A 26,179-nucleotide genomic window follows, 5' to 3' on the forward strand; every position below is an offset into this window, starting at 1 on the left:
ATTAGCACCCTTCTTTGTGCCTCCGCCATGTTTCAAATACGCCAAATACGCCAATTACTCCTCCAAAAGAAGAAACGAGAATGAAGCGAATATAAAGCGATTTATGTCATAAAAGAGTACTTTCTACTTATTTATTATTCTTTACAAAAAGAAGCCAAAGAATGAACAAAGATATTATTTCATCTCTTCAATCTCTAACATAAAAACAGATAAAGATCTTTAATAGGTATGAGAAGTATTGTTTGGCTTCTGGTGAAAAGACGTGAAACTAGTTTCGATATAGTAATAATAAAGATGCTTAATTTTGATATAGAATATTATAGCCTTACTACATATTGAATGTAGTAAGGCTATTTAAAGATTTGAAAACAGGATAAACTTATTCAAAATTGCCTACCAAAAATGATGGAAAATTAGATTTATAGTCTTATTTCTTACTGCATCTTGTAACTACAGCTTAGCTAGCTCTAAAGAAATAACAAACCGTTTTCTCATTCGATAATTCCAATTTCTAGAGCCTTCTGGACAGCTTCTTCCTTGTTACGTACTCCTAACTTTGTGTAAGCCGAGGAAGCATAGTTTCTGACCGTACCATTCGATAAATATAGCCTTGAAGCTATCGTATTGTATCGAAGTCCTTTTGCTACTAGTTGCAATATTTCTATCTCTCTGGCTGTTAGTTCATAAGCAGTTGCTTTTGATTGTGGTGTCTCGTTTTGCTCATCAAACTGCTCAAATATTTTGTGAGACATACCCTGATCAATCAGCGTCCCACCGCCATGAATAAGTCGGATCGTATTAGCTAGCTCTAACGTTTCAATGGATTTAAGTAAAAAACCATCCGCACCGTTACGAAGCGAGTCTAACGCCTGTTTCGTATCCTGAAACGTTGTAAAAATCAATACGCGGATATGTGGCCATTGATGCTTAATTTTTTTTGTCGCTTCGACTCCATCCATTTGCTGCATATCTAAATCCATGAGTACAACGTGAGGTTGAAGGCGCCCACACAAGTCGATGGCTTGATCGCCATCTTCAGCCAAACCGACTACATTTATATCTTCATACCTGTCGAGTAGTGTACTCAAACTTTCCCGAACAAATGGCTGGTCGTCGACAATTAACAAACGAATAAGTCCATCTTTTATTTCAGTTTGTCGCGGTATGGTACATGTAACAAGCATTCCTTCCTCTGGCTTTGTATATACAGACAATTGACCTTGCAAATTCATTGCCCGCTCTTTCATCGTATTCATACCGAAGCCTTCCTGCCATTCTACATTTCCCTTTCCATTATCTTGCACTTCTAATCTCGTATATTGTTGTTCAAACTGCAATGAAACTATAATTTCAGTCCCTTGACCATGACGTACCGCATTCGTAAGGGACTCTTGTAAACAACGAATGAATGCTATCTTCGCTTGTCGAGACAGTTGATATTCCTCTCCGAATGTTCGGAAGCTTACATCCACCTGAGCGTGCTCCTGAAATTCAGCTCCAAGATTTTGTAGAGATTGAATCAAGGAAGGCGATTGACACTGAGGATCCATTTGATGTAGGTAACCTCTCACGTCTTCGATGCTTTTACGTCCCATTTCAAGCAGGGAATCTAGCCTCTGTACACCCATTTCGGTAGCAAGATCGGTTCGCAACGTTTCCATCCCCATAATAATGGAAGTATAGGCGTGGCCTACTGTATCATGAAGCTCACTAGAGAGCCTGTTTCGTTCCTCGGTCAGTGTAATGCGTTCGATCTGAGACATATATTGCTCAAGTACCGCGTTTTGTTTACGAATTACTTCATTTTGTTTATGATTGATGATTAATAAATGGAAAGCGAATCCCATTACATAAGCGAATCCGTAGTAGGTGACCATAATCCAATAGCTATTAATTGGCGCAACTGCATAGAAAATCCCGGTTATTACAAAAACTGTTGTTGGAGCTGTCCAATAATAGGACAAATGCTTACTATTTGCTGCGATAAGAAACACCGATATAAGAAAAATATTGTAAGCTTCTGGAAATAAAGAGGTTAAAAATATACATAGTCCACCATATAGCAATATTTCTGTGAATAAGTAATATTTGTAATTGAACAGCAAGGCTACCCATGGAATAGAGAAGGCAATAATTTCCCAAAGAATAATAATCCAAAGTGGTAATGTTAAACCATCCTGAAAATTTAATGTTGCTAGGATGGTAGACACACTAACAAGTAGACGGATTCCTAACATAATCCAATCATACCAAAACCAATATTTAACCATATCAAACAATTCATTTACCCCCTAAGTAGCCTTCTTTCTCATTTCCTATATTATAGAATAATCCTTCTTGCATTGTTATATTTTTAAGTTTAAACTGCCTACTATTCGTAGACTACAAATTTCTATCGATTTAGTTGTTGAATCATACTGCGTGTATAACCTCCAAACTTTTTCGTTAAACCATCTACTATTTTAATACTTATGGCGGTAAATATTATACCCATAAACATTACAAGGAGTGACTTTGGAAAAGTATCTATCTGTATGAAAATAATATTCATATCGATGTATCGATACAATAGTGGTGCTAACAGGAACATAAGTGGCATTACATAAAAAATGATTGCACTAATGAGACTGAAAATGCCAATCACAAATTTCTGCATTAACCAAAAGACAGCAGACCAAGTGCGGCGATTCGTAAGTCCTAATTTCACTTGAGCCCAGTCCGATGTATCCGTTGTTACACTTCTATCGTAAGAGTCTGTCGAAATATCAGTATAAATTTTCGTTTGTATGCGCTCGAATTGGATAAAAGTTGTGGTAGTTTGTAGTACGCGTATAATTAATGGAATCCCAACTACCGTAAATGAAAGGGTGAAACTGAATAGCAGAGCTATTAAGTAAAAACAAAAATAAAACAAACCTGTAATGAAAGTTAGTAATAAAAAATAACCATTCTGGATGAATCTTGATCTCATAAAGTGTATCGCTCCTATCTATGTAATAAACGCATCATACTGCTTTTTTTGTCAAACTCACCAGTGTAAAAATGTCATATGACATTTTTACATGATGATAAAAAGGGGGATTAGCCTATTCTTAGTTAAAAACAAGATTATTTTATTAATCATCTACAAAACAATCCCGTTCTTGGATCAGCAAGAAGGGATTGTTTTGTACTTTTATTTAATATGAGATGGACTTGTTTTTCGGATATGAAAAATAATATCGAATTGCTCAAGCAATGAAGTATCAAAGTATAACGAACCGTCTGGGAGGAGTTGTCCCCCTATACTTAGTAATGGCCTTTTTGCTCTAACCCATTTCACTGCGTGTCCTTTAAGGTGACGGTTATCCAATAAAAACATTTTATATGGTACTTTTCCGAGGGTGTAATTGAAACTTTTTACATTTTGTGGAATAGTATCTGTTGCAATCTTACCTCCGGTGGAAGGATTATATTCGCTGTATAAAGTGAAATTTCCCTCCGTAGTTGTACTACCAATTGTGACATAATTATTGTCTAAACGTTCCTTCAAAAACTGCCCCGCAGCATAAGGGTATAATTTCTCATCGATAATTCCTTTAGCCATATGAATATTGTGTGCCCATACCATAGTTTTACCACCAAATGTCTCTTGTGCCCACATTGCATGATCGGCCAAGTATTGCTCGTGTAGCTTTATTACATTTGGGTAGTCATTAGAAAGCAGCATTGTGGTAAATTTCTCTATTGCATTCGCTGTTGCTTTTACCCAGATGTACTCGGATGAACCTACATCTTTGTTTGTCTGTTCCTTCTCATCTTTTAGTAATTGGGCTACTTTCTCAGCGTTTGCCTTGAACTTTGCTTTCATTTCAGGAGCAAGATTCATATATTCCTGTATACTTCCAGTGAAAGAAGAAAGATCTTTATAGTTTTCTTCTACTTCTGCCCGCAAATCTGGTCGATGCTGCTTTACATAATCAATTACTTTATTAAAAACACTTTGGTCCATTGTTTTTAAGTCAAGTCCGATAAATTGGATTTTCTTTTTATTGGATGGATCAGCATTATAATCTTTCATCCACTCAATCATGGCAATAATTTCATCAGTAGGATATAACAATTTCAAAAACTCCCTAGGGTTTCCTTTTCCTGTTTGTATATATTCATTTAACTTTAATCCGTTTCCCCAATCTTCTTCCATTGTGAAATTTGTAAAACCCATCTCAGTAACCAAATATTTCACAAGTCGAAACTTCATAGTGAAAATTTCAGAGCTTCCATGAGTATTCTCTCCTAATCCTACATATTGTGCGCTCCCAATCATTTTCTTAAGTGGTTTTAAATCCTCAAATGGTTTTGACGGTTCTATCGTTTTTAATGGATGCGCCTGTGATTGTATTGATTTAACGATATTTTTTTGGATTGATTGAGCTGAATCTTCAACTGCAACCGTTTGTGCTTTTCCTACTTCTCCACCTCCTGCGACTAATATAGCTGTACTAACCATTGCAACCATTCCACAATACCTCTTTTTTTTATTCATTTTTTTCACCTCAATTGAATTATTTTCAAAAGCAAGATTGATTCATGTACTTGCACGAATCAATTGCCATAATTCAATTTTTATTTATTCCATATCATATTTTCTAGTTACATATTGTCACAAGATTATTTGACACAGGTCATAGGTTAAACATTACAGTTTCGTACTATCGGTTATGACAACTTATGAAGAATAATTACATGATTGAATCGTAAGTAAGGCTAGATTATGAATTTAAGAGGGGGGATTGATTAATCAATATGAAAAAACATCTTCATTCTGTGTTGTATTTCTCGAAATGACAGGAAGTTGATTAGATAAACAAATTAATAAAAGAGGAAGGACGGATTACAATGATATTACATGCAAAATCATTCCACAATATGGATAAAGTCCAACGTGCTAAAAAAGGACTGCAACTGTTTTTAAGTATTTTGTTCATTACTTCTATTCTTTTAAATTTAGTAATAATGATTACGAAAAGCATGCCGCTAATTGTGGTATATATGTTTACTCCTGCAATTTCTTCTATTCTAACTCGTATCATACTGCGAGAAGGCTTTAAAGATGTATCTTTTAGTCTAGATAACTTAAAGATATGGAAGGGGATTGCTTTGGCCCTGATAATACCTATGATAATATGTGGAATTACATATTCGATTGCCTGGTTTAGCGGATTTGCGAGGTTTCAGCTCCCACAAGGTGGTATGCTAGAACCTATCTACAATATACTTGGACTTCAGTATCTACCGATACCATTACGTTTCATTTTTATAGTAGTATTGAGCGGAATTTTAGGAAGCTTGCTTAACTTAATCCCGGTTATGGGAGAAGAGATGGGTTGGCGGGGTTATATGCTCACAAGGCTAGTCGATGCGGAATTTTCACGTCCAATCCTTATTAGTGGATTAATATGGGCAACATGGCATGTCCCAATTGTTATTGCTGGTCTATATGTAGAGGGAACATCTGTCTTTCTCTCTGTACTTGGCATCTATTTTTGTATTGTACCATTCAGTTATATTACAGCTTATTTACGACTTATCACAGGTAGTGTTTGGCCGTCGGTTATCATCCACACCACTTGGAATGCTATTATTCAAGGGCCTTTTGCACGTGCAACTACAGGATATCAATTAGAGATTTGGATTGGAGAATCTGGCTTGATAACCGCTCTTATTATTTCGATTACTGCAATAATTGTGTATCGGATAATAAGGTCTACTAAACATGTATAACCTTGAAATAAAAGTATGATATTTAAAAAATGTAATTTTGTTACTTTTAATTGAGCATCCACAGCATGGGATAGATTAGGAGAGTCCTCAACCCATATTTTAAAATCTTGAGTAAATGAATCCGTCTCACTCCAAACATAATTATGTTTGGAGTGAGACGGATTCTTATATGAGAACTAATCGTAATATCAAATCACATTTTTTTACTTCAAGGACATATGGAAAAGAGAAGATATCTCATCTTTTGAAATGTAGTAGATAATTTAGATGCGAATAGCTTTAGAATTATTTGTAAAATCATGAAATCTAGAAATACCAATTACAATGTTACGAAAGACGAATTAAGAGAGGATACTTGGATAATGCAACTCTCCCTATTGTGAAGCAATAAAGAAAAAGCGTATAATATTATAGTTATCCCATTTTTGGGAGCGACCCGCGAATGATAAATAAGATTGTTGTTTTATCATCGCTTCTAAACATATATACAATGAAAGTAACACTGGAATACAGATAGGGAGTTATACAATGAAATTAATTATTGCCGAGAAACCAGATCAAGGTTTGGCTCTTGTTTCACAGTTTAAATATCGCCGAAAAGATGGATATTTAGAAGTAGAAGCAAATGAGTTATTTCCAAATGGAGCGTACTGTACATGGGCAATTGGTCATTTGACGCAGTTATGTAATCCAGAACATTATCATGCAGAGTGGAAAAAATGGTCACTTAATACGTTACCGATGATTCCAGAACGTTTTCAATTTGAAGTAACAAAGTCAAAGTATAAGCAATTTAATGTAGTGAAACAGCTGTTACATAATCCGGGGGTAACAGAAATTATTCACGCAGGCGATGCTGGGCGCGAAGGGGAATTAATTGTACGAAACATTATTAATCTTTGTAGCGTGCAAAAGCCGATGAAACGTCTTTGGATTTCATCTTTAACGAAGCAAGCCATTTATCAAGGATTTAAAAACTTACTAGATGAAGCAGATACGATTAATACGTATTACGAAGCATATACAAGATCTTGCGCCGACTGGGTTGTTGGTATGAATGCATCGCGTGTTTTTAGCATTTTGCTAAAGAAAAAGGGAATGAATGATGTGTTTTCCGCCGGACGTGTACAAACACCGACACTCGCATTAATCGTAAAGCGTGAGAAAGAAATTGAAGACTTTAAGTCAGAGCCGTTTTGGGAAGTGTTCGCAACCTTTAATATTGAAGGGAAGAAATATGATGGGAAATGGGAGAAGGATAATGAATCCCGCTTAAAAGACCCTGATATGGCGAATAAAATTGCGGCTTTTTGTCAAGGGAAACCGGCAGAAGTGAAGGAAATGAAAACGGAGCGTAAAGAGTTTCAGCCGCCGCTTTTATTTAATTTATCAGCACTGCAAGCGACAGCAAATAAAGCTTTTAAATTTTCGCCGAAAAAGACGCTTGATATAACGCAAGCACTATATCAAAAAGGGATAGTTTCTTATCCACGTTCGGATTCTAACTATGTTACACAAGGAGAAGCAGCGACGTTCCCTGATATTTTACAGAAATTAAGTCAGTTTGATGAATATAAAGGTTTATTACCGGCTCCGGTTGAATCGATTATGAACAATAAGCGTTATGTGAATGAAAAGAAAGTTACAGATCACTACGCAATTATACCGACAGAACAAGTTACCAATCCAAGCAAATTATCAGGCGATGAAAAGAAAATTTACGATATGATCGTAAGACGACTTCTTGCGGCGCATTATGAAGTAGCAATCTTTGACTACACAACAATTACAACTCTTGTAGACGAACGTGCTGCGTTCATTTCGAAAGGAAAACAGCAAATACAAGAAGGTTGGCGTAAAGTTATTTTCCAAGACGATAAAGATGACGAAACGATTCTTCCAATTGTAGCTGAAGGTGACCAAGGAAAAGTTGTAAAGGTGAAAGTGAAAGAAGGAAAAACACAGCCACCGAAGCGTTATACAGAAGGACAACTTATTACGTTAATGAAAACGGCAGGTAAGTATTTAGAGAATGAAGAGCTGGAGAAAGTATTAAAGAAAACAGAAGGTTTAGGTACGGAAGCGACTCGTGCCGGCATCATTACGATGCTGAAAGACCGTAAATATATAGATGTGCAGAAAAACCAAGTGTATGCGACTGATAAGGGAAAAGTATTAATTACAGCAATCGGCGACAAAATACTAGCTTCACCGGAAATGACTGCAAAATGGGAACAACGTCTTGCAGAAATCGGAGAAGGTACCGCTTCACCAGCTACATTTATGGAACAAACGAAAAAGCTATCAGCTAAAATTATTGAAGATGCGGTAGAAATGTCGGAGAAATGGGATTTCACTGGATTACATGTTGAATCGATTGAGCGAAAAGGATCGAAATTTACGACAGGTAAAAAGGTTGGAAGTTGTAAAAAATGCGATGGTGATGTAATTGATAAATCTACGTTTTACGGCTGTTCAAACTACAATACAACACAATGTGACTTTACCATCTCGAAGAAAATATTAAGTAAAACAATTTCGCAAAAGAATATGACAAAGCTCTTAAAAGGTGAGAAGACCGATTTAATTAAAGGCTTTAAAAAGGGCGAGAAGACCTTTGATGCGAAGTTAGAGTGGAGAGATAATAAGATTAATTTTGTGTTTGAGAATTAAGTAGTTTCAACAAGTGACAAAGCTCTTTCCCGAGTAAAATGTTCTGTATTCGATTTGAAAATATAGATAGAAAAGAAAAAGCATGACAATTTTATTTTATTAAAAGTCAAGATTATGATGAAATGATTTGATAGTAAAGAAGTAATAAATAATGTCGCACATTATATAATGGTAAAATAAAAGGATAGATCAAAGCAGAACTTTATCAGCTTTATCTATCCTTTTTGTAATATATATGTTTTCATTTGCTACAACAACTTAAAATTTACTACGATAAAATAAGAATTCGTTATTCATCAAAAGCGCCCGATTGTTGAAAATCCAAGGCCGTTAAAGCTGGCTCGCATTTATTGAACTCTAGCACCCCGTTAGCACAATAAGATTTAGTCGATAAACTCCTTAAAAAGAGTTTCCATTTCATTCACATCGTACATATCTTTATCACTAATAAATTTTTCAATGTCAACTGTACCATCTTCCAAAATCTCGATTTCCCATCGTTGCCCTGGAACAGCCACCTCTACCATAATACCTTCATTTTCAACTTTATTTCGCTTATAAAAAATACTATTTTCAACTAACTTATTTAGAAGGGCAATAATGTGACTTTACCCATAAAGTTGCCGCTAAAGGAATTATAACTCTGCCGGAAATCACATGTTTTTGAAGGGGCTTAGTTGATTATTCGAGGAAAAAGGAAGCATAACTTTGCCGTGGATTAATTATTAACCCATAAGCTTGCCGTGAATGTTACAACAAGACAAATAAAAATACCTATTACCAGCATCAGGCATTTAATCTTACTATTTTATTCATTAGAACTTTTATACGACAAGTTCAATAACTTTAACAACGGAGTTTTAGTATATAGGCTTAATGATAAAAGTGTTTGTAATGATATCCTTTGCTTTCTAAGCATAATTGCTTCTAGGGGTACCGTCAGGGAAATGCGGATTTATAACGCTAAGTCCATTTTCCTGACGATTCCTCCGCTTTCAACAACGTTAAGAAAATTTTATATGAAAGAAAGTTTTGTTCTTTTAACCCCAAACGGTCGTTTATGGTTAGATGAACTACTCACAGCTATTTATGTGATGCCCATTTTTTAGATGTAATCAAAGGTAGAACAGTTGCATCATGAATTTGCCAAATTCCTTGTATCTGTTGTCCCATATGGAAGAATCTCGTATATTTTTGCAGCAAGTGCCTGGGGAGATTCCTTTGCCCCTCTTTTAATCCAATCATTAACAATATTATAGATACCGCCTGCTAAAAACAGGATTTGCATTCTGCTTATGTCATGATTGCGCGTAATATCCGCTTGAAAGACCTTTTCCATTGTGTAATTCAAATAATCAAGCATCATACTAGATATATTTGCATCAATTAACTTTCCTGACGGCTTCTGTGCAGACACAAAGCCCTCTATAATATATTCAATAATTAGCTGCATACTTTCATACGGATCCAAACTATCAACCTCTTTCAAGAATTGTTGAACAATTTCATCCACAGATACTTGTACGACGTCGTAAACGTTGCGGTAGTATTTGTAGAATGTGACTCTGGCAACTCCAGCCTTTTTGCAAATAGCTGTTACGGTTATATCTTGCAGTTTATGTTCATGCAACAGTGCGCTCAATGCATCCATAATGTATCTCTGAGAGTGTATACTGTCTTCTCTTGACTTTCTCAAAGCTAACACATCCTTTCATTCTGTTCGTTTTAAGTGCAAATCAGCACATAGTGCTTGAAAGATGTAAATTCACTGCTATACTTACAACTGTAAGTACAATTGTTAGCGTAGTGATAACGTCATTGTATAAAAGGACATTATTGCTGTCAATGTGTTCCATTTCCGTTGTTTCCTATTGGAAGTTTACCGCCATTTTACAAGTTATAAATAGGGAGGGATATTCAGATACAATTTATGATTAATATTTTAAAATCTTATTATATAAATAATGTGTAAATAAGTGTTTGTGCGTTTGTTAATTACAACGTAAGAAAAAGTAAAATTTTCGACAAGAATAGGGTGAAGTTTAATTGGCGAAATATTTGTATAAGTTAGGACATTGGGCAGTAAATCATAGAAAAAAGGTTGTATTCAGTGCACTCGCAATGCTGATTGCATTTGTGCTTATTGGAGTCAACATGGGTTCCTCTTTCAATGATGAGATGAGTATTCCGAATACACCGGCAGATAAAGCAGGAAAAGTAATTGAAAAAGAGTTTAAAGCGATGCAACCCGCAGGTGCACAAGTAAAAGTAGTATTTCAAGCACCAATAAACGAAACCTTGGAATCAGCGGAAGTACAACAGAAAATCGCAGAAGTTCTAGGTAAGATTAAAAAAGATTCAGCTGTTGATTCTGTGGCAGCACCGATGCAACTGCAGAACCTTAGTGAAAATAAGAAAATTGGATATGCAGTTGTTACGTACAAAGTGAAAGCGGAAAAGGTCACAGAAGCTTCTAAGGATAAGATTTTAGATAGTATTGAAACAACAAAGGATGCCGGCATTCAAACCGAGCTATCAGGAGGCGATATTAAGTTTTCCGACTCAGAGACTTCAGGTATGACTGAAATTGTTGGAGTACTTGTTGCCTTCGTAGTCCTAACATTTACTTTTGTGTCTTTTCTAGCAGCTGGACTGCCGATTCTCACTGCGATAATCGGATTAGCGATTGGAATTCTAGGAATCATGATTGGAACCAATTACGTGGAAATCCAATCTGTTTCCTTATCATTAGCTGCCATGCTGGGACTCGCAGTAGGTATTGACTATGCGCTCTTCATTATCAATCGCTTTAGACAGCAGCTCGCACAAGGAGATTCTGTTCCAGAATCTGTTGCCATTGCAACGGGAACAGCGGGAAGTGCCGTAATCTTTGCAGGATTAACTGTTATTATTGGTCTTTTGGGACTATCTGTTACAAAGATTCCATTCCTAATAGCGATGGGCGTATCCGCTGCTTTTACTGTGTTCATAGCTGTGGTGGTTTCCGTCGTCATATTACCGGCCATATTAGGAATTATCGGCCATAAGATTGCCCCATCTAAACAAAATCGATTCTTGGAAAAGATGACTGGGGCAGGTAAGAAACGCACTGGTTCAAATAAATGGGGGGAATTTGTCGTAAGACGTCCTCTGGTTGTTTCGATTTTCGCAATCGGACTACTTGTAGTAATTACGATTCCATTTTTCCATATGAATCTTGGGCTGCTTTCTGATGGAACATCAAAGTCCACAGAAACGACAGAACGAAGAGCATATGATTTATTGACGGAAGCATATGGGGAAGGAATTCATGCCTCTTTAGCGGTAGTGGCAAAATCGGAGGAAGCAACAGCTGAAACGCAAAATGTTATGAACACCATTGCAAAAGAATTGGGTAACTTATCCGACGTGAAAAGTGTGACACCAGCTATCCCTGGTCCTTCTGGAAAGATTTATATGATTTCCGTCACACCAAAAACAGGACCTGACGATACAAAGACGAAGGATTTGGTAAATGCGATTCGGGACAAATCAAACCAGACCCAGAAAGAAAATGGAATTGAACTAATGGTAACGGGCACAGCAGCGATGAATATTGATATTGTGCAAAAGCTGAGTGATGCCTTGCCAGTTTTCGCTGCTCTTATTGTGGGACTCGCATATGTACTCTTAGTTCTAGTGTTTAGATCTCTACTCATTCCATTAAAAGCAGTATTAGGGTTTCTACTTTCTCTTGGTGCTACGTTGGGAGCCGTGGTATTTTTCGTGCAGGATGGGCATTTCCAAAATTTATTTGGTTTCCCAGCTGCCAGTCCAATCTTAGCTTTCTTGCCTGTTATTCTGATTGGCATCCTGTTCGGACTTGCCATGGACTATGAGGTGTTCCTAGTGAGCAAGATGCGGGAAGTATATACGCATACAGGCGACCCGAAGAGAGCTATTTTAGAAGGAATGCGAGAGAGTGGTAAAGTCGTAGTCTCAGCAGGATTAATTATGATGTCTGTATTTATTGGATTCATGTTGGCACCTGATAGCATCATTAAATCCATAGGCATGGCTCTTACATTCGGTGTTTTCTTCGACGCATTCATCGTGAGAATGACAATCGTACCTGCGGTCATGGCTCTCATGGGTAAGTCAGCCTGGTACTTGCCAAAATGGCTGGATAAAATTTTGCCTAACATTGATGTTGAAGGAGAAAGCATTATACATCACATGGAAAACAAAAGTGAAAAGATATATAAGCAGAACAGTTAAAGTTAATTCATAGTTGTATTCATAAAAAAACCGCTTCCCTATAAAAGAGAAGCGGTTTTTTAGAGAAAGTATAGACCTCCTTCGCTAATTATGTAAATATATAAAAGGATATGATTGCTGTAAATGTGTGCCATTTCCTTTGTCTCCCATTGGGGATTTACCTCCATTTTTCAAGTTATAAATAGGGAGGGATATTCAGATACAATTTATATTAAACATTTTAAAATTGATTTTTTGTTATGGAGGAATATAAAAAAGTGAAAAAGAAGCAACAAAAACAATCAACCTCTTGGCGTCCTAGAGGTTTTATTCAATGGTTTCTGACAGTTCTTACAGTACTAGCATTAGCTTTTATTGGTAGTTTGGCATATTATATTTGGAATCCATCAGATTTTAATGTCACATTAAGAATTTCTAATATAATGAGTCTTTTGGCAATGTTTGCATTGCAAATGCCAATGTTTTTAGTAATTCTAACATTATTTATAATTGTACTATTAATATTAGCTGTATGGAAAAAAGCTTTAATCGCTCGAGCATTGTTGATTCCTCAATTATTACTAGTATTATTTTTAATAATAGCGCCAATTACTCAGACGTTAAACTATGCTAAAAACGAGAATGTTTCCGTTTCGCTTAGTTCTCATTTTTTTGGTAAGACCGAGATAACATCAAAAGTCACACAGGACGTTGTATACGGTACAACCTCTGATGGTGTGGAATTAAAGCTTGATGTGTGGCCAGCTCATGGAGACTCAAAAAAATCACTTCACCCCGCAGTTATCATGTTACATGGAGGCGGCTGGGTTGAAGGTGATAAAGGTGGTTCACCTCATTGGTATCAAAGACTTAGTGAATTAGGATATACTGTTTTTGATGTACAATATCGTATGCCACCTCATGCGGGATGGAAAGATGAAGTAGGTGATGTAAAATCAGCAATAGGATGGGTAGTAGAACATGCGGATACTTACAAAATTGATCCTAAAAAAATAAATGTAATGGGGCAATCAGCAGGGGGGAATCTAGCTATGCTAGCCGCCTATAGTATGGGGGATGAACAGTTACCACCTTCTACTAGCGTTTCACCGGTACCTATTAACTCTGTGATTAATATATACGGTCCGTCTGATATGACAGAGTTTTACAAGAATAAACGAAGTCCTGACTACGCGGAAGATGTATTGAAAAAGTATATAAAGGGTACACCTTCACAATTCCCTGATCGTTACAAAATACTCTCTCCGATCAGTTACATTAATGAAAATACACCTCCTACTATTTCATTTTATGGAACAAGTGACCGAGTTGTCCCAGATGAACAAGGTAAATCTTTAGACAGGAAGCTGAGAGAAAATAGCGTTTCACATGGATTCTATCTTCTTCCAGGAGCTGATCACGTTTTTGATGCAAAATCAGGTAGCTTGAATACGCAATTTGCTTTTGAAAAAGTAAAAGCCTTTCTTCAAAAATACAATTAATTAATAAATATAGGTAAGAACAATTTAAGAAGGTTTGTTTGCATCATTGTAAAATATAAAAATAAATGAAACACGCATTTTGAAAAAACTTAATCAAAATGCGTGTTTTTAGTAGAAATCTAGTAATTTTATCAATGGGTACAAATTGTACTTTTAAATTGTGGAAATTCAATGAATATCATATACACGTAAGGTGGTCATTTCCCTGTCAAGTAGACAATAATAAAGATACGGTTTAAAATCTTTTATTTTTGGAAGCATAAGTTTGCCGGAAACAAAAAGAACCATAAGCTTGCCGTTTCGGCAAACTTATGGTTCATATCACAAATAAATTCTTTTAATAAAATATCCAGCGCCAATATTATATAAGGAAACCCATTCCTCGTATTCATTAACAATTAATCTACCTTTTTCTCTAACATAGCTCTAAAATAAATACAAACCACCTCTTTATATAGATAGTAGATACAGTTCATAAACATTGTTAGAAGAGCATTTTAATTCATCTATTCATTCCATTTATAAGTTTGCTCATAAACTCAGTATTATTTACTACAAATAACATGATTTGTTTTCTTGCACGGGTAACTGATTGATAAAACATGCGTTCCGGATCATAATGATTTTTCCCTCTTACAGCAAGACCACCATCTTCACTATAGTAAAAAGTAGATCCTACTAAAACAAGAACCTTATCAAACTCTTGTCCCAGAACACCATGCGCATTTAATCCTCTGTGTAGTCGCATTTGCTCGATTAAATGACCATTCCAATTCTCTCCTGTATAGTCGATAACCTGCCATCCTTCTAATTCCAACCCTTCTGCAAATCCTCTAGCTCGATTAATCTCATTAAAGTAGTGAATAAATATATTATCGGTATTATTACAATACTTCATATACTTTAAGTTAAATAAACCTTTAATAAAAGCACCAATCTCTTTATGTCATGCTTTTTTATTTTATAATTACAGAGTTTTGTATACTAGCACTAAAATTTATTTGAAATAATTGTTTGAAAAGGTGCTATTAAATTGAACGTTTATATCATTTAGATCACTTCTTTTATATAAAGAAAAAATAAGAAATTAGAAAATAAAAACAAGCAATGAAGAGAACAGCTGAAAGTAGCTTACACCGATGTCTATAAAAAGTTATAGAGCATTTCTTTGAATGAGGAATGCTTTTTGTTTTTGCTTGGAATAAAATATACAACAAAAATATTATCTAAAATAATAAAATTTTATTGTAAAACGATAAAATTTATATTAAAATCAAAATCAGAATAAAAAATCGAGTTGCTTTTTATGGAAAAGGTAACAACGTTGTTTTTTTAGAGGAGGTAAAAATATGAACAGTCACAATTTGATTATTGAAAATATTGATAACCCTCATGAGTTGGAGGGAATGTATAGAAAAGACCCGAAAGCTTTTAAAAAGTCATTCTCACAAGCATGGGAACAAAATCCGGATTCTCAGGTTTTGGGTATTTGGTATGAAAGATTACATTTCAAGGAGAAGGGAAATATAAGAAAGCCCTCCTTGATTCAAAAGGGTTTCTTATTCATGGGCATGTTAGCTATTCTAGCCGGATTAAGCACCAGAATCATTTTCCACTTTGTCGAACAGGAAGCAATTGCTCCGATTAATCTGGCTTTTGGTATAATCCCTTTTATTGCTGCCTATTTTGTCTACAATAATACTCCGAAAAAAAGTATTATTTATTCTCTTGCAGCGTTGTTCCTAATTTCTGGACTTTATCTTAATATGCTGCCATTAAATTATAAAGACAGTATTATCCTTGCTTATTTACATCTTCCTATATTCTTATGGGTATTGGTAGGGCTTGCGTTTACAGGAAATGAATATTCAAAAGGCAGTACAAGGTTAGCTTATATTAAATTTAATTTGGAATATTGTATTCTTTACGCCAGCATGGCAGTTAGCGGAATGATACTAGCAGTATTCACCATGCGGTTATTTAGTTTTGTTGACTTGGATATAGGAGAGTTCTATTTTAGTAATGTTGTTTTATTTGGTGCTGCCGCTCTCGCTATTGTGGCTGCATACTTAGTATCAATGAATCTTAAGTTTGCTAAAAATATTACCCCCTATATAGCTAAAATCTTTAGTCCGCTTGTCCTGATCACCTTGTTGATCTATCTTATAACGGTTATATGGGTTGGGAAAAATCCATTTTTGGACCGCAATTTCTTGATGGTCTTCAACGGAATACTTCTTGTTGTATTGGCTGTTACTATATTTTCCATTGTTGAGAGCGACTCAGATGAGAAAAAGAACATTTCAGATTATATAAATTTTGTCTTAATTGTTCTTGCACTTATTATTGACAGTGTGGCTTTGTCAGCTATCGTGTTCAGACTTTCTTCCTATGGTATTACGCCTAATAGACTTGCTGTTTTAGGAGTCAACATACTGATTTGGGCAAATCTAATTTGGATTATGCTTTCTTATATGCGTTTTCTACAAAATAAATCCGGACCTTTACCTATCCAAGATGCCGTTACGAAGTATTTGCCAATCTACGGACTTTGGGCAGCGTTCGTTATATTTACTTTTCCTATCCTTTTTAATTAAAAAGGATCTGTTAATGTAACGAAAAGTCAATCTTCTATAACGTACAAAATTTTTAGAGCCGATAATTCAATTTTGCATTTATATAATTTCTCGACAATAAAAAGCGTCCCACTTTGGGACGCTTTTTATTATGCGTATTGCCGTTTTTTCTTAATAAGTAACAACACTTGTGAAACACAAGCAAGTACTGGTAACTCAATTAACGGTCCAATAACGAGTGCAAGTGCGATAAGAGGCTCGTCTGGAAAAGCAGTCACAGCAATAGCGAGCGCAACAGGCGAGTTTCTTGCTAATGTTGTTAAGCTTAAACTTACTGTATCTTTATAAGATAAATGCAGGATGCGCCCGATAAATTGTCCTAGTAAAAAATTAATGATGAAGAACAATAGAACAGGAATGAGTAATAATAAAACAACATTCATATTTTGGAGTAAATATTTACTTTGTGATGCAAACATCGCTACAATTGCTAAACTTAAAAATACAATTTGAGCAGAGCTGAAAAACGGAATGATTTTATTCTCGAGTGTTTCAGCTTTTTTCATTTTATTCATAATGAATTTTGTAGCATGTGCAAATAAGAATGGTAAGACGATAACGATTACGATACTTTCTATTAAAATAGAAACTGCTACAGTCTTCATTACACCGGCAAATAAAAATAAATAAACGGGTAGCAATAATACTTGTAAAATTAAATTTACAGGCAAAATCGCTGTGGAAAGTGCTACGTTTCCTTTCGCTATTTCAGTGAATATTAAGTACCAATCTGTACATGGAGTAACCATTAACATGATAAACCCAACCCAAAGTGCTGGGTGATCTGAAAGAAATAATGCACCTAATCCCCAGGCGAGGAAAGGCGTCCATAAAAAATTAATGGTAAGGCTTGTTCCGGCAAATTTTAAATTACGAAATCCGTTTTTAATCTCTTTCAATGGGATGCTGAGGAATAATCCATATAGCATGAAAAATAAGAAGGGGACAATAAATTTGTCTGAATACATATGTATGATATTAAATTGTCCGAGTATAATACCGCATGTAACAGCAAATAGAATAATAAAAGTTTGAATCTTTTCTATAGTGCTCATGAATAAATCCTTTCTAAATATGAATTTCCCTCTCTAATTTAATTATACAAGTAATAAAGTCGTATTTGGTGTTTAATTGTATTTTAGTTATTATTTTTAATTCAAGATTTTATTTTTATTGAAAGTTACTTGACTAAAGTAAGCAACTATATTACAATCACTTACATAAGGTAATTAAATAACAAAAAGTTTTAGGTTCCTTAAATGAAGGTATCTATTGGAACTTTTTCTTAGAATAAGAATTTTTATAATGATGAATAATGAATACGAAAAGAAAGATTAGGTGAAGAAAATGGGACTATTTAGCTCATTATTTGGTAAAAAAGAAGAAATTACGAATGTAGAGGAGAATAAAACAATGTCAAAAGTATTATTTGTAAAAGCAAACGATCGTCCAGCGGAGCAAGCAATTAGTTCAAAAATGTATGAAACATTTGTAAGTACTTATAAAGAAGCGAACCCAAATACAGAAATTACAGAGTTAGATTTATTTGGATTAGATCTTCCTTATTACGGAAATATCGCAATTTCAGGTGGATATAAACGTAGTCAAGGAATGGAGTTAACAGCTGAAGAAGAGAAGGCTGTAGCAACAGTAGATCAATATTTAAATCAGTTTTTAGAAGCTGATAAAGTTGTATTTGCGTTCCCATTATGGAACTTCACAGTACCCGCACCATTAATCACATATATTTCATACCTTTCTCAAGCTGGAAAAACGTTTAAATATACAGCAAATGGTCCGGAAGGTTTAGCTGGTGATAAGAAAGTAGTTGTACTAGGTGCTCGTGGTTCAGATTATTCTTCAGAGCAAATGGCTCCTATGGAAATGGCGGTTAATTATGTAACAACTGTACTTGGATTCTGGGGAATTACAAATCCAGAAACAGTGGTAATTGAAGGACACAATCAATATCCAGATCGCTCACAACAAATTGTTGAAGAAGGTATAGAAAACGTTAAAAAAGTAGCTGCGAAATTTTAATTACTGATAGTAAATGGAAAAACCAACATGGATGACCATGTTGGTTTTTTAGTCTATATTCTATGTTAAAAAATGTATATTCATAAAATAAAAGAAAAGTTTGAAAATAGTATTGCAAAATATTATATAGCGAATTATAATGAGTTCAAGAATAGTTGATACTTAAATTAAATATTCAGAAAATTCAATTAGTTAAAATTGGAAAATGAGATAAGGAAATTTGAATGGGGGTTATATTATGGCGAATAAAGTACCGTTTTCGTTCATAGTAGTTATTGGATTAATGTTATTTGCACTATTTTTTGGAGCCGGAAATTTAATTTTCCCAGCTATGCTAGGTCAATCGGCAGGAGAGAATGTATGGATTGCTAACGCTGGATTTTTAGTAACAGGTGTTGGATTACCATTACTAGGTGTACTAGCATTTGGTTTTTCGGGTAAAGATGATTTACAGTCATTAGCAAGTCGTGCTCACCCAGTATTCGGGATTGTGTTTACAACAGTTTTATACTTAGCGATCGGTCCGTTATTTGCAATACCAAGAACGGGTAATGTTTCTTATGAAATTGGTCTTAAGCCTTTTATGCCAGAAGGATTAGGTTCTACACCTTTAATTCTTTTCACAATTATATTCTTTAGCATCACTTGTTTTTTTTCGCTAAATCCTGCGAAAATTGTCGATATTGTTGGAAAAATATTAACGCCAATTAAATTGACATTCATCGGTATTTTAGTAATCGTTGCTTTTATTCATCCAATTGGAGATATGCAAGCACCAGTGGAAGGGTATACATCACATGCATTCTTTAAAGGATTCCAAGAAGGATACTTAACAATGGACACGCTTGCATCATTCGTATTCGGAATCATCATCATTAATGCAATTAAAGAAAAAGGTGCGAAAACGAAAACACAGATTATGGTCGTTTGTGCAAAAGCGACAATCATTGCAGCATCTATTTTAGCAATTATTTATACAGCACTTTCTTATATGGGTGCTTCAAGTGTTGCAAAGCTTGGACATTTAGAGAACGGCGGAGAAGTATTAGCGAAAGTTTCTAACTACTATTTCGGATCATATGGCGGAGTATTATTAGGATTAATGATTACAGTAGCTTGTTTAACAACTAGTGTGGGACTTGTATCAGCATGTTCTTCATTCTTCCATAAGTTATTCCCAAATGTTCCTTACAAAGCAATTGCAATTACGCTATGTGTATTTAGTGCAATTGTTGCAAACGTAGGACTAACACAATTGATCGCAGTTTCTGTTCCAGTATTAACAGCAATTTATCCACTAGCAATTGTATTGATTTTCTTAACATTCTTCCATTCATTATTTAAAGGAAGAGCTGAAGTTTATCAAGTGAGTTTAATCGTAACATTTATCATCAGCTTATTCGATGGATTAAGTGCAGCTGGAGTTAACATTGAAGTAGTAAGCCGAGTGTTCACTAAATTCCTTCCGATGCAGGAAGTAGGATTAGGCTGGATCTTCCCAGCGATTATCGGTGGATTTATCGGATATGGCATTAGCGTTTTAAAAGTGAAAAAACAAGTTCAACCTGCAACTAGAGCGGACAAGAAAATAAGTTAATTGAAAAAGTTATAGAACTTGTTTCTATAACTTTTTTTGTTACTATTAATAAGGAGTAAAAAATAAAGTAGTAGGGGAAATGAAATGAAAAAAACAATTGATCATATCGGAATCGCAGTTCGTGATATAGATAGTACGATACGTTTTTATGAACAGGTTCTATCAGGGAAATTAATAGATCGTTACGTAAGTGAAGCACCAGGTGTGGAAAGTGAAGTTGCTATTATAGAAGTGGATGGAGATAGAATTGAACTACTTGCACCGACGAATAATACGACGTCGCCAATAGCACGCTTTATAAAACAAAAAGGGAAAGGTGTTCACCACGTTGCGTATCGTGTCGATGATTTAGATGTGGCTTTAGAAGAATTAAAAGAACAAGGTATTCGAACATTAGAGCATACACTTCGAATGAATAAACATGGTAGACGATTAATTTACCTGAACCCAGCGGATACAGAAGGAACGATTATTGAGTATTGTGATTATCCGGAAGAGAAATAGAAGAAGGATATTTTTTAAAAGGTGTTACGTTATTACGTAACACCTTTTAATTTATCTCGCTATTTGTAGGAGTCTTACTGCCCGTAAAAGCTCTATTGGTGAGGGCTAATTAAAGTTTCACTTTATGTATTTCACATTTTCTTCACAAATAATTCACGAGAACTTTTCTTCTTAAGGAACTTACATAAATATATTTTATGATATAATTACAATCGACTTTAAAAATATAAGTTGTTTTAATTAGGGTAGTTACTATTATATTAGTAGTTTAAAAGCGGGGAGAAAGTAAGGATTATATAGCATGGAAATTTATACTTCACCAGGTTAATATTTCGTCAGAAAATCAAACTAGGAAGTATAAAGTAATGAAAGTGTAGCGATGAAGAAGAAAGAAGTGAAATGAGTGTGAAAGTAATGAGAAGGTTAGGGGCATGGCTAGTAATAGCATGTGTGCTTATTATATTGATACCAAAAAGCGCGTCTGCTCATGCATATGTTGTGAAATCAAATCCTGTTGAAAATGAAACGTTGAAGAAAGCACCAACTGTCGTGAAAATCGAATTTGATGAGGATATACAAGTTTCACATTTTAATACATTGTTTGTAAGAGATACCTCAGGTAAAAGAGTAGATTTAAAGGATGCTCATATTGATAAAAGAAACAAAAAACTATTAGAGGCAGGGGTAAAAGAGAATCTTAAAGACGGTCTCTATTCTATTCAATGGAAAGCTATTTCAGCTGATGGACATCCAATTCAAGGAGTTATTCCGTTCCAGATTGGGTTAGCCGAAGCGGGAGCAGATGATGTACAAGTAGAAGAGATGGGGTATGTCCCGCAAATCGATATGATTATGGAACGCGGGGTTCTATATACAAGTTTCTCACTATTTTTAGGAGTTCTATTCTTTAATCTTATTATATATAAAGGGGATGCAATAGAAGTTCACTCAAGGAGTAAGAGAATAATATGGATATCATTAATAGGTATATTCATTAGCTTACTATGCAATCTACCACTGCAAGCGAAAATAAATGCTGATGTTTCATGGCTAGAAGCATTCAATCCTTTACTATTAAAAGAAACATTACAGCTTTCTGTTTTTGGTTATGTATGGATCACTCAAATGGCTCTTATTAGTGTGCTTATCATTGTTACTTATTTTGCGGTGAAGCGTGAGAAACTTTCATCGTTTAAAGTATGGAGCATTCCAATATTACTTTTTATTGGGTTACTCGTTATGAAAGCCTTTAATAGTCACGCATTTGGTTTGAAGTTTAAAGACATTGCTGTCGTTATGGACTTTCTACATTTATTCGCAGCTTCGTTATGGGTTGGCGGTCTATCATCGATTATTCTTCTTTTACGTAAAGAGGATGACAAGTGGACGAAGTATTGGGATGCAATTAAGCGTTTTTCACCATGGGCGACAGGTGTTGTCATAGTCATTGTATTAACGGGTCTTTTTAACAGTACATTTTTTATTCCCACGATTCATTCCCTATTTGATACGAAGTATGGATTAGCATTATTAGCAAAGATACTTTTATTCGTTTGCATGGGGATATTGGGAATTATTCATTATGTGAAAGGGAGAATACGAGCCCAGCAAGGATTAGGAGCTACGGTGAAAGTAGAGTTTATCATTGGAATTATCGTTTTCGTAATCGTAGCTTTTATGACAAACGTACAAACACCGCCGATGCCTCCTACTGGACCTTTTACAGAGAGTAAACAATTAGATAATGGATATGAACTTACTTTACATGTAAGCCCCAATAAGGTAGGACAGAATACATTTCATATTACTTTGAAGGATGAAAATGGACAGCCTGTTACTAATATGGAACAAATTGTATTGACGACTCAATCGTTAGATATGAATATGGGCAAAGGGTCATTTAAAGTTTCAGCAATTTCACCGGGAGAATATGAAGCGGAAGGTATGTATATTAACATGACAGGCAACTGGAATATACAAGTTCACGGATTAACAAAATCTCTTGATAGCTTTGATACGGATTATAGATTTATTGTAGGCGGCAGATAAAGAGAAGGTATAGATAAAAAGGAGCTAATAGAAAATGAAACGTATAAAAAAATTAGGAACAACAATGATCGCAACAATAATTGCAATGGGAATTTTTTCGTTACCTGTTAGTGCGCACGTCACTGTAAAACCAGCAACTTCTGACATTGGTTCTTGGGAGACTTATACGATAAAAGTACCTGTTGAAAAAAATGTGGCAACAACCAAAGTCACACTAAAACTACCGTCCGGCGTTGAGTTTCAACAGTATGAACCAGTGCCAGGGTGGAAAGTTGAAGAGCAAAAAGATGCAGCTGGAAAAGTTAAAACTGTAGTATGGGAAGCAACAGGAGAAGGGATTTTATCTGGTCAGTTCCAACGATTTACTTTCGTTGCTAAAAACCCAGATAAAGAACAAAAGATAGCTTGGGATGCATATCAACAATATAAAGACGGAGAAATTGTTGAATGGACAGGCGATGAGAAAGCTGAAAAACCGCATTCAGTTACTACAATTGCAAAAGGTACGTCCTTAACTGGAGAACATGGAGAAGTATCTAGTGTAGGAAAGAATGAAAGTACAAGTAATATGCAAACAATAGCAATTGTCTTGTCTATTTTAGCGATTGCATCATCGGTGGGAACGTGTGTATTTGTAGTACGTAGTAAAAAGTAAGGTATAAGAAAGAGCCTACAAATAGTAGGCTCTTTCTCACGTTTATTTATTTCACTTCAACTTGCTGCCCTACAGCAAGTGTTTTTGGCTTTATATTTACAAAGCAAATACTCACGACAATAAATAATAGACCGATAAACAAGCTCATTGTAATGGCCTCATGTAAGAAAATTGAACTTACAATAATAGCGATAAGAGGGATAAGGAACGTATAAGCTCCGACTTTACTTGCTTCACCAGCTCCAACAAGTGTGAAGTAAGCGAGCCATCCCATTGCAATAACAAAGAACGAAATAAAGAGTAGCACACTAACAAATGGCATACTCCAAGCGATACTAGACCAGCTTTCAAACTCTGATCCAAATCCGACTAAGCAAAGACCTCCAATAATAAGCTGAAGTGTTACCATCCAAATAGCATTAACGCGGTGCCCGGTTTTTTTAATAAATACTGTACCCAGTGCCCATCCAATCGCACAACCTAATGCGAGAAGGATTCCAATGATAGAAATATGGCCGGTTAAGCTACTAGAGCTAATAACCCCCACGCCAATAAATCCTAGAATTAAACCGAAAATTTTTAAGCCATACATTGATTCTTCAAGCCATATCCACGAGAAAATGCCGAGTAAAACAGGCTGTAGAAATACAATTGCGGAAAATAATCCAGCGGGCATGTATTGAAGACCGACAGTTTGTAGTCCGTAAAAGATAATGATGTTAAGTAAAGAAGAAATAACGTATAAATGCCAAGTTTCTTTTAAATGTAGCTCTTTGTATTTCGGTAATGCGAAAATAAGTAAAATGAATCCCCCAATTAAAGTTCTAACGCCTGCAAATAAAACAGGTGGTGTATAATGCAAGGCAAATTTAGATAAAGGCCAATTAATTCCCCACATAATAACGAGAAAGGTAAGGATTATGGCCGTTTTTGTTCGAGAAAGCTGTGTCACGGTAAGACCTCCTTGTTGTATTTCATTTCACTATGATATGATATCGACTGTGATAAATAAAATGAATCTTTTTTATAAGGGGTATAAGTGATTAGTTATGACCATTACACAACTACAAGTTTTGATAAAAACGGTTGAATTAGGTAGTTTTACGAAAGCAGCAAAAGCACTTAATATGACACAGCCCGCTGTCAGTCATGCCATTTCAAGTATTGAGTCAGAATTAGATATTAAGATTCTTATACGTGATAAGAGAGAAGGCTTAATTGTTACTGACGTAGGAGAGAGAATTCTTGTTCATATTAGAGAAATATTGAATGGAATTGAGAAAATTGAGCAAGAAGTAGCGATGGAGAAAGGGCACGAAATTGGGACGATTCGAATTGGGAGTTTTCCGAGCGCTTCTGCACATTTCTTGCCCAAAATGATAAATCTTTTTAAGGAGAAGTATCCGAACTTAGAAGTCGTTCTTTGTGAAGGAACGATTAAAGAAGTTGAAGATTGGTTAGTATCGAGGGTTATTGATATAGGAATTGTAATTTTGCCTAATAAAGATATGGAGATTGTTCCATTAGCGAAGGGGAAAATGGTTGTTATCTTAAGAGAGGATCATCCTCTCTGTAAGAAGGACGCTATTACAATTAGTGATTTAGAGAATGAACCGATCATATTATGTAAGGGTGGATACGAACCACCCATTATTGATATGTTTAAACAAGCAAACGTACCACTTCGGGCTGAGTATGTAATTTCGACAGTTACTACAGCTTTAAATATGATTCAAGAAGGATTAGGCATTGCAATATTGGCTGAATTATCTTTAACGAATTTACCAAAAAATGTGCAAACGAGAGAATTGGAACCACAAGTATGGAGAGAAATTGCTTTAGCTGCTCCTTCATTAAAGGATTCTTCAATCGCTGTGCAGCTATTTATTGAAGAATTTCAAGCGCTATTTGCAGAATAAAAAGAGGTGTCTCATATATCATAATGGGACACTTTTTAATTTACTTATAAAAAATCTGTGAAAAGGATTGACTTATTTTTTAGTTGTAACTATAATGATTACATCGAGGTGGTGATGACGATGAAAATTAGTAGCCGCTTTTCTATAGCTGTTCATATTTTATCTATTTTGAAAAACAATCCATCTTCACTTTGTACTTCAGACTATATGGCTGAAAGTGTAAATACAAATCCGGTAGTAATCCGTAAAATTATGTCGTACTTGAAACAAGCTGGATTTGTTTACGTAAATCGCGGGCCAGGTGGTGCGGGATTATTAAAGGATTTACATGAAATCACATTGTTAGATGTGTATCATGCAGTGAACGTAGTCGAAGAAGACAAGCTATTTCATATTCACGAGCAACCAAATCCAGATTGTCCAATTGGAGCGAATATTCAAGTGGTGTTAGAAGTTATATTAATTCAAGCACAATCCGCGATGGAAGAAGTTTTGAAAAATATTTCGATGGGGCAGTTGTTTGAATCTTTACAAGAGAAAATGAATGCTTAAAATATTATCTATATTTTTTTATTATTGATGTAACTATATCGATTACAACTATA

20 protein-coding genes and 1 pseudogene are annotated in these 26,179 nt (G+C 35.1%); 13 read left to right on the forward strand and 8 right to left on the reverse strand.

Annotated elements, in window-relative coordinates:
- Positions 1-162, forward strand: a pseudogene (locus ACS2MN_RS00110) (IS4 family transposase); the annotation flags it as partial.
- A gap of 329 nt (positions 163-491) precedes the next feature.
- Here ACS2MN_RS00110 and ACS2MN_RS00115 read toward each other — a convergent pair.
- The 3 genes from ACS2MN_RS00115 to ACS2MN_RS00125 form a co-directional block, all read right to left on the reverse strand.
- Positions 492-2,279: a helix-turn-helix transcriptional regulator gene (locus ACS2MN_RS00115; protein ID WP_000460011.1), complete on the reverse strand. Its 1,788-nt coding sequence runs from the start codon at positions 2,277-2,279 to the stop codon at positions 492-494.
- 113 nt (positions 2,280-2,392) lie between these two features.
- Positions 2,393-2,971 (reverse strand): sensor domain-containing protein, encoded by a 579-nt coding sequence (locus ACS2MN_RS00120; protein ID WP_088056075.1) that lies wholly within the window; start codon positions 2,969-2,971, stop codon positions 2,393-2,395.
- A gap of 204 nt (positions 2,972-3,175) precedes the next feature.
- Positions 3,176-4,498: an erythromycin esterase family protein gene (locus tag ACS2MN_RS00125; RefSeq protein WP_371411524.1), complete on the reverse strand. Its 1,323-nt coding sequence runs from the start codon at positions 4,496-4,498 to the stop codon at positions 3,176-3,178.
- Between the two features lie 380 nt (positions 4,499-4,878).
- On the opposite strand from ACS2MN_RS00125, the gene ACS2MN_RS00130 reads away from it, so the two are divergent.
- Positions 4,879-5,763, forward strand: coding sequence for a CPBP family intramembrane glutamic endopeptidase (locus tag ACS2MN_RS00130; protein ID WP_088056073.1), 885 nt, complete (start codon positions 4,879-4,881; stop codon positions 5,761-5,763).
- Between the two features lie 528 nt (positions 5,764-6,291).
- Positions 6,292-8,436, forward strand: coding sequence for a DNA topoisomerase III (gene topB, locus ACS2MN_RS00135; protein WP_088056072.1), 2,145 nt, complete (start codon positions 6,292-6,294; stop codon positions 8,434-8,436).
- A 383-nt stretch (positions 8,437-8,819) separates the two neighbouring features.
- Here the strand turns inward: topB and ACS2MN_RS00140 are convergent, their stop codons facing one another.
- Positions 8,820-8,963: a hypothetical protein gene (locus ACS2MN_RS00140; protein WP_224992756.1), complete on the reverse strand. Its 144-nt coding sequence runs from the start codon at positions 8,961-8,963 to the stop codon at positions 8,820-8,822.
- Positions 8,964-9,571: 608 nt separating this feature from the next.
- Complete coding sequence (locus ACS2MN_RS00145; RefSeq protein WP_346994313.1) at positions 9,572-10,087, reverse strand: TetR/AcrR family transcriptional regulator; 516 nt, start codon at positions 10,085-10,087, stop codon at positions 9,572-9,574.
- 395 nt (positions 10,088-10,482) lie between these two features.
- On the opposite strand from ACS2MN_RS00145, the gene ACS2MN_RS00150 reads away from it, so the two are divergent.
- Entirely contained in the window at positions 10,483-12,693 is a 2,211-nt protein-coding gene (locus tag ACS2MN_RS00150; protein ID WP_346994312.1) for an MMPL family transporter, read from the forward strand.
- Between the two features lie 257 nt (positions 12,694-12,950).
- Positions 12,951-14,174 carry an alpha/beta hydrolase gene (locus ACS2MN_RS00155; protein WP_098954758.1) on the forward strand — a complete coding sequence of 408 codons (1,224 nt, stop codon included), beginning with the start codon at positions 12,951-12,953 and terminating at the stop codon, positions 14,172-14,174.
- A gap of 502 nt (positions 14,175-14,676) precedes the next feature.
- Here ACS2MN_RS00155 and ACS2MN_RS00160 read toward each other — a convergent pair.
- Entirely contained in the window at positions 14,677-14,991 is a 315-nt protein-coding gene (locus ACS2MN_RS00160) for a hypothetical protein (RefSeq protein WP_224992753.1), read from the reverse strand.
- A gap of 532 nt (positions 14,992-15,523) precedes the next feature.
- Between ACS2MN_RS00160 and ACS2MN_RS00165 the strand changes: the two genes are divergently transcribed.
- The gene (locus ACS2MN_RS00165) at positions 15,524-16,771 is read left to right on the forward strand and encodes a DUF4153 domain-containing protein (protein ID WP_088056069.1); all 1,248 of its coding nucleotides are present in this window, start codon (positions 15,524-15,526) and stop codon (positions 16,769-16,771) included.
- Between the two features lie 128 nt (positions 16,772-16,899).
- Here the strand turns inward: ACS2MN_RS00165 and ACS2MN_RS00170 are convergent, their stop codons facing one another.
- Complete coding sequence (locus tag ACS2MN_RS00170; protein ID WP_088056068.1) at positions 16,900-17,865, reverse strand: arsenic resistance protein; 966 nt, start codon at positions 17,863-17,865, stop codon at positions 16,900-16,902.
- A 292-nt stretch (positions 17,866-18,157) separates the two neighbouring features.
- On the opposite strand from ACS2MN_RS00170, the gene ACS2MN_RS00175 reads away from it, so the two are divergent.
- From ACS2MN_RS00175 to ACS2MN_RS00195, 5 genes are all read left to right on the forward strand, one after another.
- Positions 18,158-18,850, forward strand: a complete 693-nt coding sequence (locus tag ACS2MN_RS00175) for an FMN-dependent NADH-azoreductase (RefSeq protein ID WP_088056067.1) — start codon at positions 18,158-18,160, stop codon at positions 18,848-18,850.
- Positions 18,851-19,088: 238 nt separating this feature from the next.
- Positions 19,089-20,447: a branched-chain amino acid transport system II carrier protein gene (gene brnQ / locus ACS2MN_RS00180; RefSeq protein WP_001284766.1), complete on the forward strand. Its 1,359-nt coding sequence runs from the start codon at positions 19,089-19,091 to the stop codon at positions 20,445-20,447.
- 84 nt (positions 20,448-20,531) lie between these two features.
- The gene (locus ACS2MN_RS00185; protein WP_000750859.1) at positions 20,532-20,951 is read left to right on the forward strand and encodes a VOC family protein; all 420 of its coding nucleotides are present in this window, start codon (positions 20,532-20,534) and stop codon (positions 20,949-20,951) included.
- Between the two features lie 399 nt (positions 20,952-21,350).
- Positions 21,351-23,000, forward strand: a complete 1,650-nt coding sequence (locus tag ACS2MN_RS00190; RefSeq protein ID WP_346994310.1) for a copper resistance CopC/CopD family protein — start codon at positions 21,351-21,353, stop codon at positions 22,998-23,000.
- 34 nt (positions 23,001-23,034) lie between these two features.
- Positions 23,035-23,655, forward strand: coding sequence for a YcnI family copper-binding membrane protein (locus tag ACS2MN_RS00195; RefSeq protein WP_098821039.1), 621 nt, complete (start codon positions 23,035-23,037; stop codon positions 23,653-23,655).
- Between the two features lie 46 nt (positions 23,656-23,701).
- On the opposite strand, the gene ACS2MN_RS00200 is transcribed toward ACS2MN_RS00195, so the two are convergent.
- A complete protein-coding gene (locus tag ACS2MN_RS00200) occupies positions 23,702-24,607 on the reverse strand; it encodes a DMT family transporter (protein ID WP_000192822.1) in 906 nt (301 codons plus the stop codon).
- 97 nt (positions 24,608-24,704) lie between these two features.
- On the opposite strand from ACS2MN_RS00200, the gene ACS2MN_RS00205 reads away from it, so the two are divergent.
- Together ACS2MN_RS00205 and ACS2MN_RS00210 are read left to right on the forward strand one after the other, a co-directional pair.
- Entirely contained in the window at positions 24,705-25,574 is an 870-nt protein-coding gene (locus ACS2MN_RS00205) for a LysR family transcriptional regulator (protein ID WP_000156752.1), read from the forward strand.
- A 120-nt stretch (positions 25,575-25,694) separates the two neighbouring features.
- The gene (locus ACS2MN_RS00210; protein WP_087970027.1) at positions 25,695-26,126 is read left to right on the forward strand and encodes an Rrf2 family transcriptional regulator; all 432 of its coding nucleotides are present in this window, start codon (positions 25,695-25,697) and stop codon (positions 26,124-26,126) included.
- Positions 26,127-26,179 lie beyond the last annotated feature (53 nt).

It is taken from the genome of Bacillus cereus group sp. BceL062 (genome assembly GCF_051780025.1).
GTDB lineage: Bacteria > Bacillota > Bacilli > Bacillales > Bacillaceae_G > Bacillus_A > Bacillus_A toyonensis.

Excerpts from the sequence above, each read along its gene's own strand:
- topB (WP_088056072.1), top strand. The coding sequence starts at position 6,292 with ATGAAATTAATTATTGCCGAGAAACCAGATCAAGGTTTGGCTCTTGTT.
- ACS2MN_RS00190 (WP_346994310.1), top strand. The coding sequence starts at position 21,351 with ATGAGTGTGAAAGTAATGAGAAGGTTAGGGGCATGGCTAGTAATAGCA.
- ACS2MN_RS00185 (WP_000750859.1), top strand. The coding sequence starts at position 20,532 with ATGAAAAAAACAATTGATCATATCGGAATCGCAGTTCGTGATATAGAT.
- ACS2MN_RS00130 (WP_088056073.1), top strand. The coding sequence starts at position 4,879 with ATGATATTACATGCAAAATCATTCCACAATATGGATAAAGTCCAACGT.
- ACS2MN_RS00120 (WP_088056075.1), bottom strand. The coding sequence starts at position 2,971 with ATGAGATCAAGATTCATCCAGAATGGTTATTTTTTATTACTAACTTTC.
- ACS2MN_RS00170 (WP_088056068.1), bottom strand. The coding sequence starts at position 17,865 with ATGAGCACTATAGAAAAGATTCAAACTTTTATTATTCTATTTGCTGTT.
- ACS2MN_RS00195 (WP_098821039.1), top strand. The coding sequence starts at position 23,035 with ATGAAACGTATAAAAAAATTAGGAACAACAATGATCGCAACAATAATT.
- ACS2MN_RS00145 (WP_346994313.1), bottom strand. The coding sequence starts at position 10,087 with ATGGATGCATTGAGCGCACTGTTGCATGAACATAAACTGCAAGATATA.
- ACS2MN_RS00165 (WP_088056069.1), top strand. The coding sequence starts at position 15,524 with ATGAACAGTCACAATTTGATTATTGAAAATATTGATAACCCTCATGAG.
- ACS2MN_RS00205 (WP_000156752.1), top strand. The coding sequence starts at position 24,705 with ATGACCATTACACAACTACAAGTTTTGATAAAAACGGTTGAATTAGGT.
- ACS2MN_RS00175 (WP_088056067.1), top strand. The coding sequence starts at position 18,158 with ATGGGACTATTTAGCTCATTATTTGGTAAAAAAGAAGAAATTACGAAT.
- ACS2MN_RS00125 (WP_371411524.1), bottom strand. The coding sequence starts at position 4,498 with ATGGTTGCAATGGTTAGTACAGCTATATTAGTCGCAGGAGGTGGAGAA.
- ACS2MN_RS00210 (WP_087970027.1), top strand. The coding sequence starts at position 25,695 with ATGAAAATTAGTAGCCGCTTTTCTATAGCTGTTCATATTTTATCTATT.
- brnQ (WP_001284766.1), top strand. The coding sequence starts at position 19,089 with ATGGCGAATAAAGTACCGTTTTCGTTCATAGTAGTTATTGGATTAATG.
- ACS2MN_RS00140 (WP_224992756.1), bottom strand. The coding sequence starts at position 8,963 with ATGGTAGAGGTGGCTGTTCCAGGGCAACGATGGGAAATCGAGATTTTG.